We start from the raw sequence: 16,232 nt of genomic DNA on the forward strand, positions 1-16,232 counted from the left end.
GGAGTCGAGGTGATGATCGGTCAAACCTCATTCGCAACGCACTGCCCGCCTGAAACCGGACAGCCGATGGAGAACGTCGCATGACGATCGGCTGCCCGGAATGTGGCGCGCTAGAAGACATCCCGCCGCTCACCGCACATACCTACGCCCGTTGCCGAACCTGCCACTTTCCGCTCGAGCGGCGTAGCGGCCGTAGTCAGTCCGCGGCACTCGCCTGCGCGACGGCGACCTTCGTGTTGCTGTTTCCCGCCAATCTCGCGCCGCTGATGTACGTCCACATGCTCGGCGTCGAGCGCTCGTCGCTGCTGTCGTCGGGCATCGTGGCGATGTGGAACGACGGGTGGTTCATTCTCGCACTGATGCTCGGCACGTTCGGCATCGTGCTGCCGTTCATCCGTTTTGGCGGACTCGTGATCGTCCTCGTCGCACTGCGGCTCGGCTGGCGTACCAGCCGAATCGGCGCGCTGTTTCGCTGGACCACCTCGCTCGATATCTGGACCATGCCGGATGTGTATCTGGTCGGCTGCTTCGTCGGCTATGCGCGCGTGACGCAGAATCTGACCGGCACGATCGCCCCGGGCGGCTACTGCTTCATCGCCGCGGCGCTGCTGTCGATGCTCACGCGCGCCGCGCTCGATCGACGCACCGTATGGCGCGCAATCGCCGCGGAAAACGAGTTGCCGGAAGATGAAGCGTCGCTGTCCTGTACGGTATGCGATCTGGTCGCGCCGATATCGCAAGAGGGGCATGCCTGCCCGCGCTGCGGACTGACGCTGCGCGCACGCAAAGCCGACGCCGTCGTGCGCGCGGCTGCGCTGTCGCTCGCGGCGCTGGTTCTGACGATCCCGGCCAACTTCTTTCCGATGACCACTTCGATGCAACTCGGGCGCCCCCAGTCGCACCGGATCATCGACGGCGTCTACCAGCTGTTTCATGCGGGTCTGTGGCCGCTCGGCATTCTGATCATCTGTACGAGCATCCTCATTCCGGTGGCGAAGATTCTCGGCATGGCGTGGTTCGTCTTCTCCGTTCAGCGGCGTTCGCGCCGGCATCTGCGGATCAAGGCGCATCTGTATCGCCTGATCGACGAGCTCGGCCGGTGGTCATTCGTCGACGTGTTCACGATCGCGGCATTCGTGCCGCTGATTCAGTTCGACGGCATCGCCTCGACCAGACCCGCAACCGGCGCAACCGCATTCGCGATGGTCGTGTTCCTGACGATGACCGCATCGCGCGCGTTCGACCCGCGCCTGATGTGGGACGTGCGCTTGAGGAGCGAGCGATGAGCGGCGCGCGTCCCCCTCGTTCGCTGGCTCAGGTGAGGCGCAGCGCAGGGCCCGGCTGGATCTGGGCGGTGCCGATCGCCGCCTTCGCCATCGCTGGATGGCTCGGCATTCGCGCCTGGATGAACCGGGGTGAGACCGTCACTGTAACGTTCGACAACGCCTACGGCATGAAGCCCGACGACACGATCGTCACGCTGCGCGGCGTCAAGGTCGGCGCCGTTTCCGCGATCAAGCTCACATCCGATGGGCAGCATGTGCAAACCGAACTCAAGATAGATCGCGCCGAAAAAAAGTATCTGCGCAGCGAGACGAAGTTTTTCCTGCGCGGCGCCCACGTGAATCTCAACGATCCAGCGTCGATAAAGGGCGTGCTGTCCGGCCCCGAGATCGTGATGCAGCCAGGCGCCGGTCAGCCCGCTTCGCAATTCGAGGGAACAGATCGCCGCCCCGCGCTCGCGCCGGGGCATGGTCCGGTCGTCACTTATCTCGTGCGATTCGACGGCGCCGTCGGCGAACTGAAGACTGGTGCCGATGTGCAATTGCGCGGTTTCGACGTGGGCACCGTCACCGGCGTGCATCTGAACTACGATGCCCGCACCGGCGCGCTGAGCACTCCGGTAGAGATCGCGCTGAACCCGTCACAACTTGGCATCGTCGGCGTGCCGCCGCCGGCCAACGGCGATTGGCGTCCGCTCGTCGACGGCATGCTCGCTCACCTCGTCGCCACGGGCTTGCGCGCGAGGTTGTCGCAAGATCCGCCGCTCGTCGGAGCGGACAAGATCAGGCTCGACTTCGTGGCAAGCGCAGCGGGTGCGCCGGGCGCACCGGTCGCCAGGCTCGCCAGCGAGGACGGCTTGCCCGTGATTCCCAGTGTCGCTGCCGCGAACCTCGATACGACGATGGCCAAGGCCAACGAGGTGATCCAGAAGATCGACGATCTGCCGATCAGGCAAACCGGCGAACAGGTCCGCAGTATCGCCGCACACATCAACACGCTCAGCTCCTCGCCGCTGATCAAGGACAGCTTGACCCACATCGACCACTCCGTCGCCCAGATCGATCACACCTTGCAGCAGGTCTCGCCGCAAATCGGTCCGCTCGTCGCGCAGCTGCGCGAGACCGCGAACTCGGCCGATCGCACCGTTGTTGCGGCAAGCCGAACGCTCGGCGCCGATGCGTCGAGTCAGAACGACCTGCCCGCCGCCTTGCAGGAACTGACCGACACCGCGCGCTCGATTCGGGCGCTGGCCGACTATCTCGATCGCCATCCCGAAGCGATGATCCGGGGACGGCAGCAGGAGGGGCAATGATGACGAGGTCCGTGCTCTGCGCCAGACGGCCCGTCGCGACATCGGTCGCGACGCATGTCAGGACGGCGGCATGTGCCGCATCCATCGTGGCGATGACGCTCGCCGGATGCGCGCACAGCGTGCCCACGCACTACGTAACGTTGAACGCGATGCCCGCCGACCCGCCGCCAGCCACCGCGCCGATCACACCGATTCAACTGACTGCCGTGCATATTCCCGCGGTACTCGATCGGCTCGAAGTCGTCACGCTGACTTCGCAAAACCGTCTGACGATCGACGAGAACGACCGCTGGGGCGCACCACTCGCCCAGATGATGCGCCGCACGCTTGCGCAGGATTTGCTCACGCGCCTGCCCGCCGGGTCGTTCGTCGATCCGGATGCGCCCGCGCCGCCCGGCACGCGCAAGCTGGTCGTCACCGTGCTGGACGCCACGGCCGACACAAGCGGCATGTTGACGCTAGAGGCGGAGTGGACGTTGCTGACCGGGCACCCGGATCAGGCGCCGCTGCGGCAGCAGGTGAGGCTCGACTCCGCGATCAGCGGACACGATGCGCCCGCGCAAGCCGCCGCGTTGAGCCGCGTTCTCGGCGATCTGGCCGACCGGATCGCAGCGTCAGTCGGCGCGCACTGAGCGAACAGACCGAGTTTCCTCTCAGCCGATCATGCAGGCGCGCCACCGCCTTTCCTGGCTGAAGGCCGGTCAAAGCGCTGCTCGACGACGCGCGTTCCCCATTGCGCGCCTTCCGATTCTTCGCTCAGCCGAAAGCCGAATGACTCGTATAGATGGCGCGCAGCGTCGAGCCCCTTGAAAGTCCACAGATAGGTTTCGTTGAACCGCTCGTCGACGAAGCGCATGGCTTGCGACAGCAATTGCCGTCCCATTCCGGAGCCACGCAAAGAATCGTCGACGATGAACCAGCGCAAATGCGCGACGCCCGTTTCGTCATCGCCGTCGATGACGACAGAACCAAGCGTGCGACCGTTTTCCACGTAGAGCCAAAGCCCGTTCCCTTCGGCCGGCAATGCGCCTGCGAACGCGGCCAGTTCCGTCGCGACCTTCTTTTCGAAGAATGCGCCGAAGCCCCAGTGCTCGGCGTAATAGCGCCCATGCAAACTCGTGATGTCGCCGATGCAGCCAGGTTGATAGCCCTCCACGATTTCCCCGGGTCCGGCTTGCGGCGCGGCAATCTTGCTGACGTCACCGTGCGCGAGAGCGTCCGCATACAGCGCGAGAGAACGGACCAGCGCCTGCTGGTCGGCGGGAACCATGCGCCGCAGCGCGTTGGACACGCGATCGGTCGCGAACCGGTCGATCTTTTTGCGCAGCTTCTGCCCTTCGGCCGTCAGATACAACTCGGAAGCACGGGCATCGTCGAGGCTGACGGCGCGCTCGACGAGTCCGCTCGCTTCGAGCTTCGCGACCTGCCGGCTCGTATTCGATTTGTCGAGCCGCAGGATGGTCGCGAGCTCTTTCGCGCTGATGCCCGGTGACATGCCGATTTCGAGCACCGCATGCACCGCCGAGGGCGCCAGATCGCTGTCGGCGATCGTCGTGCGCATGAAGCCGAGTTCGCGAACCAGCCGGCGGGAAAATTCGCGCAGCTCGAGAATGGTCGCTTCGCGGGACTTGGCGGGGGCGTCGATCAGGTCCATGATGGGCTCGCTCATCAGTTGCGATGCGCAATCAATATAGTTGCGGGTCGCAACTTAAGCAAGGACAGAGTTGTGGCCGAGAATCGCCTCCGCGCCATGTTTAAATGCGAGCCACCCGTGGTCTCCTCTCAGTGGACTACACATCGAACCAGCCCCACGGACGGTGCCGCTTCGCGCGTGCGTTCCGGCCGGCCGTTAAACCGCCTCAGGCACCTTCCGGGTCTTCAGAAACTCCTCGAGGGTTTCGCCGCGCATGCTCGCGTACACGCCGAGATTCGTGATCTTCACGACGCGCGCGAACTTCTCCAGCACGAAGAAAGACACCCCGTAACGGATCATGCCGATCCAGTCCGTGTTGTCGACCAGCGTGCGCTCTTGCGGCGTGAGCCCGGCCGCATCGTAAGAAGCGGTGCGGTTTTCGAGCCACAGCGCACGCGCCGGCGCTTCGCGCATCTGCCAGAAAAAGCGGTTCAGGCGCATCGCCTTCATGCTCTGGCGAATATCGAACGGATATGTGCCGGTCAGTTCTTCGACGCCAATCAGTTGCGGATTCATTACGCCACCTCTTCTTCGTAGATCGTCACGGCCATTGCGGTACTGGTCGCGAGATAGTAATTGCGATGCAGTTCGCGGACCTTCTTGCCGAGCGCGCCGCGCATCGCGAGCCACATGATCGTCTCGACGCTTTCCGCGCCGCCGAGGCGCACGTAGTCGACGTGCTTCATCGCGGCAAGGCGCTCGGGATCGTTGACGATCAGGTCGAGGAATTCCATGTCCCATTCGGTATTGTTGAAACCACTGCGCTCGCCGTGCACCTGGTGCGAGAGCCCGCCCGTGCCGACCACCACGACCTTCAGATCCTGCTCGAACGATTCGATCGCGCGACGCAGCGCCTGGCCGAGCCGGTAACAGCGATTCGCGGTCGGCAGCGGATACTGCAGCACGTTGACTTCGAGCGGCACCAGCGACAGCGGCCAGCCGCCCTGATGCGGCAGCATCAGCGACAGCGGCGAATTGACGCCGTGATCGAGCGGGCGGTCCTGAAAGACGGTCAGATCGAACTCGTCGTTGACCAATTGCTCGACGATATGAATCGCGAGATCAGGATGGCCGGCGATGTCCGGCAGCGGGCGCTTGCCCGCGCCTTCATCGGCGAATTCGTGGTTGGGCGACACGCCGAGCGCAAATGTGGGGTAGCAGTCGAAGAAAAAGCTGTTCGCGTGGTCGTTGTAGAACATCACCATCACGTCGGGCTTCTGCTCGGCCAGCCACTTCGCCACCGGTTCATAGCCCTTGAACAGCGGCGCCCATGCGGGCTCGTTCTGCTTGCCCTTGTCGTACGCCAAGCCGATCGTGGGCACATGCGACGTGCCGATACCACCAATGATCCTTGCCATTTCGTGCTCTTCCGTTACTTCGTGTTGCTGCCAATCGGATAGGTGGCCGGATTCACCGCGTTGGTCAACCCGACCGTCTTGGGATACAAAGATAAGAAGCGTGCCGTCAATCGAGTAGTACGGGTATACCTCAGGCGGCGCTGGATTGATCGTAAGATCCCCGGTAATCTGGGGCTGAGCGAGCCGGCGAAGCGCGCCGCGACCCATGCCGCGACGGGCTTTCTCGGTATCCCAAGCCCGCGCGGCAAGCCTTCGGCCGTGCTCTCACGGCTCAACGTTCGATAAATAAAACAGATGGGCCAGAAAACAACTCGCAACGCCCTTTTACGAGGCTTGGATCGAGGCAACACGCGTGGCTATACTCCGATGCTTCCGACGAGTGACGAAACGATGAACGAGACGACCCAGCAAGCGATTGTCCAGACACTTCGCGAACAGATCCTCTCGGGCGAACTGTCGCCCGGTCAGCGGCTCGTCGAAGCGCAGCTCGCGCAATGGCTCGGCGTATCGCGCACCCCGCTGCGTTACGCGTTGAGCGTACTGTCGTCGGAAGGCCTGCTCGATCGTTGCGGCACGCGCGGCTACATCGTGCGCCGCTTCAGCGTGCGCGACGTCCTCAACGCGATCGACGTGCGCGGCGTGCTCGAAGGACTCGCCGCCCGCACGGTCGCCGAAAGCGGCGTGAGCCCCGCGCTCGCCGCCGCGCTCGACGATTGCCTGCGCGAAGGCGACGAGATCTTCGGGCAAAAGCGTCTGCGGCCTGGCGACGACGTGCGTTACGCGCAGATGAACGGCCGCTTCCACGCGCTGATCGTCGACGCGGCGCAAAACCAGGCGGTCACGGCCGCGCTCAGTCTGAACGACAAGGTGCCATTCGTATCGCCATTCACGATCGCATTCGACGAATCCGCGCGCGAGCGTCAATTCATGATGCTGATGTACGCACATCGCCAGCATCATGCGATCGTCGACGCCCTCAAAAAAGGCGAAGGCGCGCGCGTCGAAGCGTTGATGAAGGAGCACACGCATATCTCGAAGGAAAGTCTGAATCTGTCGCTGCCGTCGTTGCACCTGATCGCGGGCGCGGCATGAGCAACGACACTCTTTCCGCCGAAAGCACCCTGGCAGCCGCGAAAGCGCCGCTGTCGGCGACCAGCAAGGACTTGCTCAATCTCGCGCAACTGCGCGCATTCCGGCTCGTCGCCGAGCTGGGCAGCGCGACGCGCGCGGCGGCCGCGCTGTTTCGCGCGCAGTCGGCCGTCACGCGCTCCGTGCAGGAACTCGAGTTGGGGCTCGACATACCGCTGTTCGATCGCGGTCCTTCGGGCATGCTGCCGACGCCTGTCGGCCGCGCGGTGCTGCATCGCTGCGAACGGATCTTCGCGGAACTCGAAGAGCTCGCGCAATGGTGCGCCGCGCGACAAACCCGTCGCCGGGCCGTCGCGGAAGGCGCGTTGCCCGCCTATCTGCTCAACACGCGGCGGCTGCAACTGTTTGCGGCGCTCGCGCGGCATCGCCACATGCCAAGCGCGGCGAAGACCTTCGGCATTAGTCAGCCTGCGGTGAGCACCGCGATTCGCGTGCTCGAAAGCGGCTCGGGTCTGAGCCTGTTCCATCGCAGCCCGCGCGGAATCCTGCTGACGGCCGAGGGCGAAACGTTCCTGCTGCACGTACGCCGCGCGCTGAACGAACTGCGGCATATCCCCGACGATATCGCCGCCTTGCACGGCAAGATTCAAGGTTCGGTCACGGTCGGTGCATTGCCGCTCGGACGCACGCTGATTTTGCCGAAGGCGATCGCGCGGATGACCTCGGAGAATCCGGGCGTGCGCGTGGTCACCGACGAAAGCGCGTACGAAACGCTCGTGGCCAGTCTGCGTGCGGGCGACATCGACTTCATACTCGGCGCGCTGCGCGACAACGACGCGACCAGCGGCCTGAAAAACGAACGGCTGATGTCGGAAGACATGGTCGTACTGGTGCGCCGCGATCACCCGCTGACCCGCGCGCGCAATCTGAGCATCATGCGTCTGCGTGACGCGCAGTGGATTCTGCCGCGCAGCAATGCACCGGCGCGTGGGCTGTTCGAGGCGCAATTCAAGCGGCTGAAGGTCAAGCCGCCGCTGCCGACCGTCGAGACCGCCGACCTCGCGGTGATTCGCGGCCTGCTGCTCGGCACCGACATGGTGGCGGCATTGTCGGCGCAGCAGTTGCATCACGAGATTCAATCGGGGCAACTGGTAGTGCTCGACGTACCGCTGCACAACACCCGGCGCGACATCGGCCTGACGATGCGTGCAGCGGGCACGCCGTCGCCGGCCGCACGCGCGTTGATCGACGCGATCCGGCTGTCGGTCGTCGATGTGACGCGCACGGTCAGCCTTGGCGCGGCCTGAACGCCGCGCGTGCCTGGTTCGCTAACGATTTCCGCCGCAGCTCGAACATCGATACCTGCACGCCCTTCGCGCCCAGCGCCGAACCGGGTATTCCGCCCGCTTCGGCGCGCAGCACATGTGAAAAAAGCATAGCGATTGACGCGCAAATGAAGCATCGCGATATCACCTGCCACGACAATTCTCCGACAATAGAGGGCGGGCGAGCCCTGCCAGGCCACGCCTCAACGACGCCCGGAGCCAATTCGATGAACAAACGCCAGTTCCTGACCAGCGCCGCGGTGCTGGGCGCGGCAGCCGCGCCCGCATTCGGCGCGAAGCGCGAGCATGCCGAATGCGCTGCATCTCCAGTTGTCCTGACGATTTCCGGCGCGATCAAGCACAGCAATCGCGGTGCGCTCGATCCGGCTTTCGATCAGTTGCTCGCGAAACATCAAGTCAAGTTTTCGCAAGCGTATGGCGTCGACCTGGCATTGCTCGCGAGCATGAAGACCGTGACGATCCATCCGACCGTCGAATACGACTCGCACCTGCATGCGTTCAGCGGACCGCTGCTCACCGACGTGCTCGCGCATGTCGGCGCGCCCGAAGGCGGCGACACGCAAATCGTCATGCATGCGGTCGATGGCTATGCGGTGATGACGACGCTCGACAAGGTACGTGAGTATCGCTTCATCGTCGCGACGCAGATGGACGGCAAACCGCTGCCGCTCGGCGGCGTGGGGCCGCTATGGGCGATCTTCGACGCGGACCAGATTCCCGAGCTCGCGGCCAAGCCGCTGAAGCAGCGCTTCGAATTGTCGCCGTGGGGCCTGTATCACATGCAACTCACGCAGGCGTCATAGCGCGCCGCCGAATCTTTCGACGCACGCCTGCCGCACGCGCTCGACCGAGCTCGCCCAATCCTCGCCCCGTTCGCGCCGGAACAGACGCAGCGTGTGCGGATACCACGGCGAATCGTCGCGCTCATGCATCCAGCGCCAATCGACGTCTCTTTCGGGTAGCATCACCCAGCACGGCTTGCCGAGCGACGCGGCCAGATGCGCGATCGACGTATCGACGCAGATCACCAGAGCGAGTTGCGCGACGATCGCCGCACTGTCCGCGAAGTCGCCCACGCGCGTGCCGAGATCGAGCAGCGGCTGCGCGAGCGGCGGATTGCGCGCTTCGTCCTCGCCCTGCCCCTTCTGCAAGCTGACGAAGTTGAGGCCCGGCACGCCCCATAGCGGCGCGAGCGTGGCGAGCGACGGTATCGAGCGATTCGCGTCGTTATGGTGCTTCGGATTGCCCTTCCAGACCAGACCGATTCGGCGGCCGGGCGGCAACGAGTCGAGCACAGGCCGCCAGTATTCGGCGAGCGCGGGATCGATGCGCAAACGCGCCGGACGAGGAATCGAATCGGCTGTCGTGCGCAGATGGAGCGGCACGCTCAGCAGACTGGTCCAGCAGTCGTACTTCGCGATCTGCGCGAGCGCGCCATGATGCTCGAGCACCGCATCGACGCCGTCAACGCCCGCGATCAGCCGATGCAATGCCGGCGCGCACGCAAACGCGATATGGGCCGCCCCGAGCGCCTTCAGCGACGGAATATAGCGGCCGAATTGCAGCATGTCGCCGAGACCGTCCTCCTGCCACACCAGCACGGACTTGCCGGCGAGCGGCTCACCCGACCATTGCGGACAATTGAGCATTTCCCGCGTCTTTCGATGGATGAAATTGGGCTGTTCATAGCGGCACTCGTAAAGCGGCCAGCCCTCCTCGAAACGGCCGAGGCCGAGCAGCAACACGGCGAGACCGAAACGCGCCTCGCCATATTCGGGCTTCAAAGCCACCGCGCGCCGATACGCGTTTTCGGCCTCGGCAAAGCGCCTCAGTTGCGTCAGCGCACTGGCAATGTTCGCATGCGCCTCGGCGAGGTTCGGCAACACCGCGAGCGCCTCGCGGAACGCGTCGAGCGCTTCCGGAAGGCGCTCGAGCAAACGCAGCACGCAACCGAGATTGTTGTGGGCACGCGCAAGCCCCGGCTGACAGCGAATTGCATCGCGGTAAGCCTGCTCGGCTTGCGCAAAGCGCTCCTGCTTGAATAGCGCCACGCCGAGGTTGTAATACGCTTCAGCGTAGTCCGCCCGATGCACGAGCGCTTCACGGTACGCTGCCTCGGCTTCGCTCACCCGACCGAGATCGAAGAGCACCGCGCCGAGATTGAGGTGCGCTTCCGCGTACTCGGGCTGGATAGCCAGCGCGAGCCGGCAGGCCAGTTCTGCTTCAGCGAATCGCTGGGTCGCCTTCAGCACACCGCCAAGATTGTTGAGCGCTTCAGGATATTGCGGCTTGAGCGTCAGGGCCTGCCGATAGGCGGCGTCCGCTTCCGCGAGACGCCCGAGATCCATCAACACAATGCCGAGGTTGTTGTGCAGTTCGGCGCGGCCATGCAAGCCGCGCAGCGCATGACGATAAGCCACTTCCGCTTCCTGCGGGCGTTGCAGCTCCCGCAACACGATGCCGTGGTTGTGATGCGCTTCGGCGCAATCGGGACGAATCGTCACCGCCTGGCGATACGCCGCCTCCGCCTCGGCGCGATGGCCGAGCCCGTACAGCACGTTGCCGAGTTGAAGATGCGCGTTCGCGTCGAGCGGGCGCAGCGACAGCAGTTGCCGATACGTCGATTTCGCGGCCGACAGGCGGCCAAGCGATATGAAGAGTGCGCCGAGATTCGAGTAGACGTCCGCGCAATCGGGCTTCAGATACAGGCACTGACGCCAGAAGTGCTCCGCGTCCGCCCAGCGGCACAGCGCGAACGAACACGCGCCGGCGATCTTCAAGGCATCGGCCCGCTCATCGTCGGGCAGGGTGGAATCTTCGAGCAGCGGCATGACGAGCGGCAAGGCGTCGGCGAACTGTCCCGCCGAACATAACGACACGGCCCTCTGGTTGATGTTGGCAATCGGAGCGGCAGGCGTCTGCGTGAATGTCATGAGTCGTGGCGATGTTTCAGCGGCATGGTCGCGCCGTGGGTGCGCTGCTGTTGCGCTTTCGTTTCAGTACCGGCACCTGCCGCGATTGCACAGCATAAGTGATCCGCTTCGGCCTCAAAGCCCTGAAAAAAGCGCATTTTTACCGCCTGATCCGCCGCTCTGCCCGTCAAGACGAATGAACGGTTTTCGACCGGCGAGCGCGAGTCAGGGCGAGCCGCATCGGGCTGCTTGCGCCCGACGATCGTTTACCATACATTTTGCTCGTTTATGATCGTTTCACCCGGAAACGGAGGCGGAATCATGCAGCGAACGCGAGAAGAAGCGATCAACGGGCTGCTGCCCGAGCAGCGCGAGGCATTGATTCTGGAGCGGTTGCGCACGCATGGCCGCGTGCTCGCGGCCGAGCTTGCCGCCGAGCTGCAAACCTCTGAGCACACGGTGCGCCGCCATCTGCGCGATCTCGCGGATCAGGGCCACTGCAAACGCGTGTACGGCGGTGCGCTGCTGATGTCGCCCGCCGGTAAACCGGCGGCGCTTCGCATGCACGAAGCCGTCGATCGCAAGGCGCGCCTTGCCGCGGCGGCCGTCTCGATCGTTCGTCCAAAGCAGATCGTGCTGCTCGACGCCGGTTCGACCAACGTCGCGATTGCGGCGGCGCTGCCCGAGAACGCCGGGCTGACCGTCGTCACCAACTCGCCCGAGGCCTGCACTCGCCTGCTGGAGCGGCCGGGGTTCGACGTGATACTGGTCGGCGGCCGCATCGCGCCTGGTGCAGCCGGTTCGCTCGGCGCGACCGCGCTGCTGCAGATCCAGCAGATCCGCGCGGACCTCTGTTTTCTCGGCGCCTGCGCATTCGAACCCGACGAAGGGGTGGCCGCGTTCGACGCAGAGGATGCGGCACTGAAGCGAGCGATGGTCAAAGCGAGCGGCCAGATCGCCATCGCGCTGACCTCTGAGAAACTGATGACAGCGGCGCCGTTTTCGGTAGCCCCTGCGTCGGCGGTCGATTATCTGTTCGTCGAAGCGGACGTGCCGGCTGCGCGCGTCGCGAGCCTCGAGAGCGTCTGCGACAACGTGATGGCGGCCCGCCCATGAACCCGCTCGTCAGAGAACGTGTCGCGACGCTTGCCGTTTTTCTCGCCAACGGTTTCGGCATCGGCGCATGGGCAGTCGAGGTGCCGCGTATCAAGGAAAGCCTTTCGCTCAGCGACACCTCGCTGGGCATTGCGCTGTTCTGCTTCGCGCTCGGCGCCATCGTCGCGATGCCGCTCGCGGGACAGCTCGCGCCGCGCGTGGGCAGCGGCCGCGCCACCGCGCTGCTCGGCGCGGCATTTGCGATCGCGCTGCCGTTGCCCGCCATTGCGCCCGGCATGCTCACCTTATGCGTGGTGCTGTTTGCGCTCGGCGCGTCCAACGGTGCGCTCGACGTGTCGATGAACGGGCACGCGAGTGCGATCGAAACGCGCTGGCGCGCGCCGATCATGTCGTCGTTTCATGCCGCGTGGAGTGCGGGCGGTCTGCTTGGCGCGGCGAGCGGCGCGCTGTTGCAGAAGGCTGGCGTCGGCGTAGTGGGCGGCCTGCTCGCACCCGATGTGTTCATCGCCATCCTGATTGTTTTCGCGGCCTCGTTTGCGTTGCGCGATATCGGTCCGCGCACGGCGGTCGCGTCGAGCGGCTTCGCGTGGCCCGACAGCAGCGTGATGAAACTGGCGATGCTCGCCTTTCTGTGCATGCTCGTCGAAGGCGCGGTGGCCGACTGGAGCGCGGTGTACCTGCGCTCCACCTTGAACCAGGAAGCGAGCGTCGCCGCGATTGGTTACTCCGCGTTCGCGTTTTCGATGGCGGCCTGCCGGATCGCCGGCGATGCGTCGGTGAGACGTTTCGGTTCGAGCAAGGTCGTCGCGCTCGGCGGTCTGATCGCACTCGCCGGACTTGCACTTGTGCTGACCCTGCCCACGGTGCTGACCGCGTGCGTCGGCTTCGCGATGGTCGGCATCGGTCTCGCGAATATCGTTCCGGTGATTTTCAGCGCAGCGGGCCGCTCGAGCGCCACGCCCGCGATCGGCGTATCGATGGCGGCCACGTTCGGCTATGCGGGCTTTCTGGTTGGGCCGCCGCTGATCGGCTTCGGTGCGGGCGTGCTGGGCTTGCGCGCGGCGTTGTGCGTGCTCGTGATGGCCACGCTCACCGTGTCGCTGCTGGGCGGCAAAGCGGTGCGTAGCGCACAACTCGCGTAGTCAGCGCGATTTCGCTTGCTTGTCGAGGACAGCAACCGGCTTACGGGCGGGCACCGCATCGCGTCCCGGGTGCCGCCCGAATGGCCAACTGAGCGCGCCGAGCAGCGAACGCGGTTGCGCGCCGTCATCGAGACCGGTGGCGGGCCATTCGTGTTTGGCGGGCACCCAGCGCGTGCCGAATACGTGATCCCACATCGGCAATAGCTGCGTGAAGTTGTGATTGAAGTGCTCGGCGCGAATCGAGTGATGCAGACGGTGATACTGCGGATTGATGACCCACGTGACGTAGCGGCCGAGGTCCACGCGCAGGTTCAGATGTGCGAAGTAGTTGCCGAACATGAACACGACCGAGGTCGCACCGACGATCCACGGCTCCACCTTGAACATCACGCCGACGAGGGGGTACAGCAGGGAGCCCTTGATCAGCACTTCCAGCCAGTGATGCCGCAGCGTGATCGTCACGTTGAAATCCACCGCGCTGTGGTGCAGCGAATGCAGCTTCCACAAGATAGGCCAGGAGTGCTGTAACCGATGAAACGCGTATTCGAGGAAATCGATCGTCAGCAGCACGATCACGAACGAAGCGAGCGCGCCCCACCCGCGCGATACCAGCACCACCATCCCGCCGCCGAGTGCGTTCACGATTGCGACGCTCGCGGCCGCGGTAAGCGGCTTGGTGGCCTCCACGAGCGCCAGGTACAGACCCGCATACGCGATATTCAAACGCTGTCCCGCGCGCGACTGCAGCAATGCGGCCGGCCAGTGGCGTTCGAGCAATGCGCCGAGCCCCATCATGACCAGCACGAGCGCATAGCCTCGCAGCCACAGGCTCGCGTGGTGCAGCAAGGCGGGAAACGGGCTCGACGCCAACATGGAATATCCTGGTGCGGCGAATGCGTACCGCGTCTAGCGTGATCTTCGCAGTCCGTTGGCCGGCGCGCAAGCGCCCTTTTTGCAGCGAAACTGGCGCGAAGTCAGACGGCCGGCAAGCGCGGGCACGGTTCGGGGGAATTCGACGCAGCCGCGCGAACGCTGCCTTGGTTAAGACAACGAAGCAAGCATGTTCGACAGACGCCGGACGTGGGCCTTGAATGCGTCGCTTGTTTCGCGGTTCGTGGTCGGATCCAGATGCGAGCTTTCGGCGAGTTGCGCCTGTTCGTGAAAGTCGTTGGCGATCCTGCGCTTGATGTCCTCAGGCAGTGACCGCACGATGGAAACGAGCAATGCCTCTTCGGCATGCAGCATGCCGAGAATCGAATGTGTGTCCATACGAGAACCTCCGGTGGGAACATCGTCGGTACAGGCCGGCCCTGGCACCGATGCTACTCATGTTACCCCGTTGGTTCCGCGTCGTTACTCCGCAATCGAATAACGTGACGGACGAACGCGCGGGTGTTGCGCCTTACGCTCGACGCGCGGACTCGCCCCGCGGATAAACAGGACCGCGCAAAACGCGACCATGGCCCAAATGCAAAGAACGATCGTCAAAGTGCTCACGTCAGTTTCCGGAACGTTGGGACTATAGGTCAAGGTCTGTCAATGCAGCGTGGACTGCTCGGGTGCACCGAACAGCAGTTCGTCGATCAGACCGATGGTGAAGGTCAGCTCCGTCTCGATCGATTGGCGCGCGGCTTGCGCGCCCGCTGCGTCGCTACGAGCGACGGCCGCGTGTGCCTCGGTGGCGAGACGCAGGATGGCTTCGGAACCGCGTTGCAGTTTGCGCATCGCATCGTCTTGCGGACCCGGTGCCGGCTGGTCCCATTCCGAAGTGTTGGGTTGCGGCTGGCCGGCGTCGAACCGGCGGGGTTTGTTGTGACGGGAAGACATCCGGGGCTCCTGACGGAAGGCGCGATATGCGCGATGGGACGAACTCAGTGTGCGCCGGGCCCATGCGTTTCAAATTGTCGAACAGAAGCCGAATCCGAAGCCAATCCGAGGACTTCGGCAAAACCAGGGGTTTGTACGGAGCAGTCAGCGGTAGTGGAACCGCAAATCCGGTCGCGGGGTGCGGCGGGATTCGCGGCAGAGGCAGGAAAACGTCTAACCTGCAGGAACGGGACAAGACCTTGCGCGGCCTTAAGCCGCCGGTACGACCTCGATGCGCAATGCCTCGGCACCGGCGGCAATCGCCAGCAGATGGTCGACGTTCGGATGCGCGCCCGGACGGTTGCGCGCGTCGGCCGTATGCTCGGCGAACAACGCAAGGCCGTGTTCGGCCGCCTTCGCGCCGAGCGTGCCGAACTCGCCGCGCAGGTAGTTGTACACCGCGAGCGAGCCCTGCTTGCCCGGCTTGTTCTCGATGCTCGCGACCACAGCACCGCTGCCGTTGACGAGATCGATGCGCTCGATGCCGTCGATCGCCGGCATTCTGGCGAGATTTTCCTTAAAAACGTTGCTCGGCTCGATCATTGAAACCACTCCTTCCGTTCTAAAAAATACATGGCGGCCCGTATCTTATCCGATGGGTGGTAAGCGTGCGAATCGGCGCGCTCAACGGTCCGGCGCACGCGCCAACTCACTAGGATTGCCTGGCAATTTTCCACGCGGGCAATCGCCTCTTCAGGACAGAGAAAACGTTTGACTGGAGCGACTCCGGGACCACGAAACGGCCTTCCGTGTAATCGCTTTCGAAGGAAGACAGCAGAGAGGCGAAAGCGATGGATCAACTTCGCGACGAGCCAATGCTTTGGTTACCTAACTACATTTCCAGAAATTAATTGGCTCGATAATCCACAACCAATCAGACCTTAAATCGCACTTCAATAAATATCTGAAAGCGGATCACCCGATGGAATATCCCGGTTCTCCGCACTACAGGCTGATGCCATCTCCGCTCGCCGCCGTCTCACCCGCTTGCAATCTGCTTTGAGATATGATCTCCTACGTCTTACAGAATATTGATGTAACACAGATGGCGAGTGGTTGTAATCGTTTCGCTGCGTCGCAGTGACACTCGATTGAGGAGACAGCCAGTCCACAC

The 16,232-nt window shown here is 63.9% G+C and carries 17 protein-coding genes; 8 read left to right on the forward strand and 9 right to left on the reverse strand.

From position 1 onward, the window contains the following. Positions 1-80: 80 nt before the first annotated feature. Genes LJ655_RS01950 through LJ655_RS01960 form a run of 3 tightly spaced genes read left to right on the forward strand, consistent with a single transcriptional unit; the run spans position 81 to position 3,228 of the window. Positions 81-1,286, forward strand: coding sequence for a paraquat-inducible protein A (locus tag LJ655_RS01950; protein ID WP_230559571.1), 1,206 nt, complete (start codon positions 81-83; stop codon positions 1,284-1,286). Next, the gene (locus LJ655_RS01955) at positions 1,283-2,596 is read left to right on the forward strand and encodes an MlaD family protein (protein ID WP_230559572.1); all 1,314 of its coding nucleotides are present in this window, start codon (positions 1,283-1,285) and stop codon (positions 2,594-2,596) included. The genes LJ655_RS01950 and LJ655_RS01955 overlap by 4 nt, the downstream gene beginning before the upstream one ends. Beyond that, positions 2,593-3,228 (forward strand): PqiC family protein, encoded by a 636-nt coding sequence (locus tag LJ655_RS01960; protein ID WP_230559573.1) that lies wholly within the window; start codon positions 2,593-2,595, stop codon positions 3,226-3,228. Before LJ655_RS01955 ends, LJ655_RS01960 begins: the two co-directional genes overlap by 4 nt. Positions 3,229-3,257: 29 nt before the next feature. On the opposite strand, the gene LJ655_RS01965 is transcribed toward LJ655_RS01960, so the two are convergent. From LJ655_RS01965 to LJ655_RS01975, 3 genes are all read right to left on the reverse strand, one after another. Continuing rightward, positions 3,258-4,250 carry a bifunctional helix-turn-helix transcriptional regulator/GNAT family N-acetyltransferase gene (locus tag LJ655_RS01965; protein ID WP_230559812.1) on the reverse strand — a complete coding sequence of 331 codons (993 nt, stop codon included), beginning with the start codon at positions 4,248-4,250 and terminating at the stop codon, positions 3,258-3,260. 195 nt (positions 4,251-4,445) lie between these two features. Continuing rightward, entirely contained in the window at positions 4,446-4,805 is a 360-nt protein-coding gene (locus tag LJ655_RS01970; RefSeq protein ID WP_230559574.1) for a protocatechuate 3,4-dioxygenase, read from the reverse strand. After that, a complete protein-coding gene (locus tag LJ655_RS01975; protein ID WP_230559575.1) occupies positions 4,805-5,647 on the reverse strand; it encodes a gallate dioxygenase in 843 nt (280 codons plus the stop codon). The genes LJ655_RS01970 and LJ655_RS01975 overlap by 1 nt, the downstream gene beginning before the upstream one ends. 390 nt (positions 5,648-6,037) lie before the next feature. Between LJ655_RS01975 and LJ655_RS01980 the strand changes: the two genes are divergently transcribed. From LJ655_RS01980 to LJ655_RS01990, 3 genes are all read left to right on the forward strand, one after another. Next, positions 6,038-6,739 (forward strand): GntR family transcriptional regulator, encoded by a 702-nt coding sequence (locus LJ655_RS01980; RefSeq protein WP_230559576.1) that lies wholly within the window; start codon positions 6,038-6,040, stop codon positions 6,737-6,739. Beyond that, positions 6,736-8,043: a LysR family transcriptional regulator gene (locus LJ655_RS01985; RefSeq protein WP_230559577.1), complete on the forward strand. Its 1,308-nt coding sequence runs from the start codon at positions 6,736-6,738 to the stop codon at positions 8,041-8,043. Before LJ655_RS01980 ends, LJ655_RS01985 begins: the two co-directional genes overlap by 4 nt. A gap of 245 nt (positions 8,044-8,288) precedes the next feature. Then, the gene (locus tag LJ655_RS01990) at positions 8,289-8,885 is read left to right on the forward strand and encodes a putative pterin-binding protein (RefSeq protein ID WP_230559578.1); all 597 of its coding nucleotides are present in this window, start codon (positions 8,289-8,291) and stop codon (positions 8,883-8,885) included. Here the strand turns inward: LJ655_RS01990 and LJ655_RS01995 are convergent. Together LJ655_RS01995 and LJ655_RS02000 are read right to left on the reverse strand one after the other, a co-directional pair. Next, on the reverse strand, positions 8,880-11,015 hold the full coding sequence (locus tag LJ655_RS01995) for a tetratricopeptide repeat protein (RefSeq protein ID WP_230559579.1): 2,136 nt from the start codon (positions 11,013-11,015) through the stop codon (positions 8,880-8,882). The genes LJ655_RS01990 and LJ655_RS01995 overlap by 6 nt on opposite strands. Beyond that, positions 11,012-11,152 (reverse strand): hypothetical protein, encoded by a 141-nt coding sequence (locus tag LJ655_RS02000; RefSeq protein ID WP_230559580.1) that lies wholly within the window; start codon positions 11,150-11,152, stop codon positions 11,012-11,014. Before LJ655_RS02000 ends, LJ655_RS01995 begins: the two co-directional genes overlap by 4 nt. 163 nt (positions 11,153-11,315) lie before the next feature. Between LJ655_RS02000 and LJ655_RS02005 the strand changes: the two genes are divergently transcribed. Both LJ655_RS02005 and LJ655_RS02010 read left to right on the forward strand, forming a co-directional pair. Next, positions 11,316-12,110: a DeoR/GlpR family DNA-binding transcription regulator gene (locus LJ655_RS02005; RefSeq protein ID WP_230559581.1), complete on the forward strand. Its 795-nt coding sequence runs from the start codon at positions 11,316-11,318 to the stop codon at positions 12,108-12,110. Then, on the forward strand, positions 12,107-13,252 hold the full coding sequence (locus tag LJ655_RS02010) for an MFS transporter (protein ID WP_230559582.1): 1,146 nt from the start codon (positions 12,107-12,109) through the stop codon (positions 13,250-13,252). Before LJ655_RS02005 ends, LJ655_RS02010 begins: the two co-directional genes overlap by 4 nt. Here the strand turns inward: LJ655_RS02010 and LJ655_RS02015 are convergent, their stop codons facing one another. From LJ655_RS02015 to LJ655_RS02030, 4 genes are all read right to left on the reverse strand, one after another. Beyond that, complete coding sequence (locus LJ655_RS02015) at positions 13,253-14,125, reverse strand: sterol desaturase family protein (protein WP_230559583.1); 873 nt, start codon at positions 14,123-14,125, stop codon at positions 13,253-13,255. Positions 14,126-14,293: 168 nt separating this feature from the next. Further along, a complete protein-coding gene (locus LJ655_RS02020) occupies positions 14,294-14,521 on the reverse strand; it encodes a hypothetical protein (protein ID WP_008917240.1) in 228 nt (75 codons plus the stop codon). Between the two features lie 267 nt (positions 14,522-14,788). Then, positions 14,789-15,079, reverse strand: a complete 291-nt coding sequence (locus LJ655_RS02025) for a hypothetical protein (protein WP_230559584.1) — start codon at positions 15,077-15,079, stop codon at positions 14,789-14,791. A gap of 249 nt (positions 15,080-15,328) precedes the next feature. Continuing rightward, entirely contained in the window at positions 15,329-15,661 is a 333-nt protein-coding gene (locus tag LJ655_RS02030; protein WP_230559585.1) for a DUF2322 family protein, read from the reverse strand. Between the last annotated feature and the right edge of the window lie 571 nt (positions 15,662-16,232).

Source organism: Paraburkholderia translucens, assembly GCF_020881035.1.
GTDB classification, from domain to species: domain Bacteria; phylum Pseudomonadota; class Gammaproteobacteria; order Burkholderiales; family Burkholderiaceae; genus Paraburkholderia; species Paraburkholderia translucens.

Coding starts and splice junctions, on each gene's coding strand:
- LJ655_RS01950 (WP_230559571.1), top strand. CDS start 81: ATGACGATCGGCTGCCCGGAATGTGGCGCGCTAGAAGACATCCCGCCG.
- LJ655_RS01955 (WP_230559572.1), top strand. CDS start 1,283: ATGAGCGGCGCGCGTCCCCCTCGTTCGCTGGCTCAGGTGAGGCGCAGC.
- LJ655_RS01960 (WP_230559573.1), top strand. CDS start 2,593: ATGATGACGAGGTCCGTGCTCTGCGCCAGACGGCCCGTCGCGACATCG.
- LJ655_RS01965 (WP_230559812.1), bottom strand. CDS start 4,250: ATGGACCTGATCGACGCCCCCGCCAAGTCCCGCGAAGCGACCATTCTC.
- LJ655_RS01970 (WP_230559574.1), bottom strand. CDS start 4,805: ATGAATCCGCAACTGATTGGCGTCGAAGAACTGACCGGCACATATCCG.
- LJ655_RS01975 (WP_230559575.1), bottom strand. CDS start 5,647: ATGGCAAGGATCATTGGTGGTATCGGCACGTCGCATGTGCCCACGATC.
- LJ655_RS01980 (WP_230559576.1), top strand. CDS start 6,038: ATGAACGAGACGACCCAGCAAGCGATTGTCCAGACACTTCGCGAACAG.
- LJ655_RS01985 (WP_230559577.1), top strand. CDS start 6,736: ATGAGCAACGACACTCTTTCCGCCGAAAGCACCCTGGCAGCCGCGAAA.
- LJ655_RS01990 (WP_230559578.1), top strand. CDS start 8,289: ATGAACAAACGCCAGTTCCTGACCAGCGCCGCGGTGCTGGGCGCGGCA.
- LJ655_RS01995 (WP_230559579.1), bottom strand. CDS start 11,015: ATGACATTCACGCAGACGCCTGCCGCTCCGATTGCCAACATCAACCAG.
- LJ655_RS02000 (WP_230559580.1), bottom strand. CDS start 11,152: ATGCGCTTTTTTCAGGGCTTTGAGGCCGAAGCGGATCACTTATGCTGT.
- LJ655_RS02005 (WP_230559581.1), top strand. CDS start 11,316: ATGCAGCGAACGCGAGAAGAAGCGATCAACGGGCTGCTGCCCGAGCAG.
- LJ655_RS02010 (WP_230559582.1), top strand. CDS start 12,107: ATGAACCCGCTCGTCAGAGAACGTGTCGCGACGCTTGCCGTTTTTCTC.
- LJ655_RS02015 (WP_230559583.1), bottom strand. CDS start 14,125: ATGTTGGCGTCGAGCCCGTTTCCCGCCTTGCTGCACCACGCGAGCCTG.
- LJ655_RS02020 (WP_008917240.1), bottom strand. CDS start 14,521: ATGGACACACATTCGATTCTCGGCATGCTGCATGCCGAAGAGGCATTG.
- LJ655_RS02025 (WP_230559584.1), bottom strand. CDS start 15,079: ATGTCTTCCCGTCACAACAAACCCCGCCGGTTCGACGCCGGCCAGCCG.
- LJ655_RS02030 (WP_230559585.1), bottom strand. CDS start 15,661: ATGATCGAGCCGAGCAACGTTTTTAAGGAAAATCTCGCCAGAATGCCG.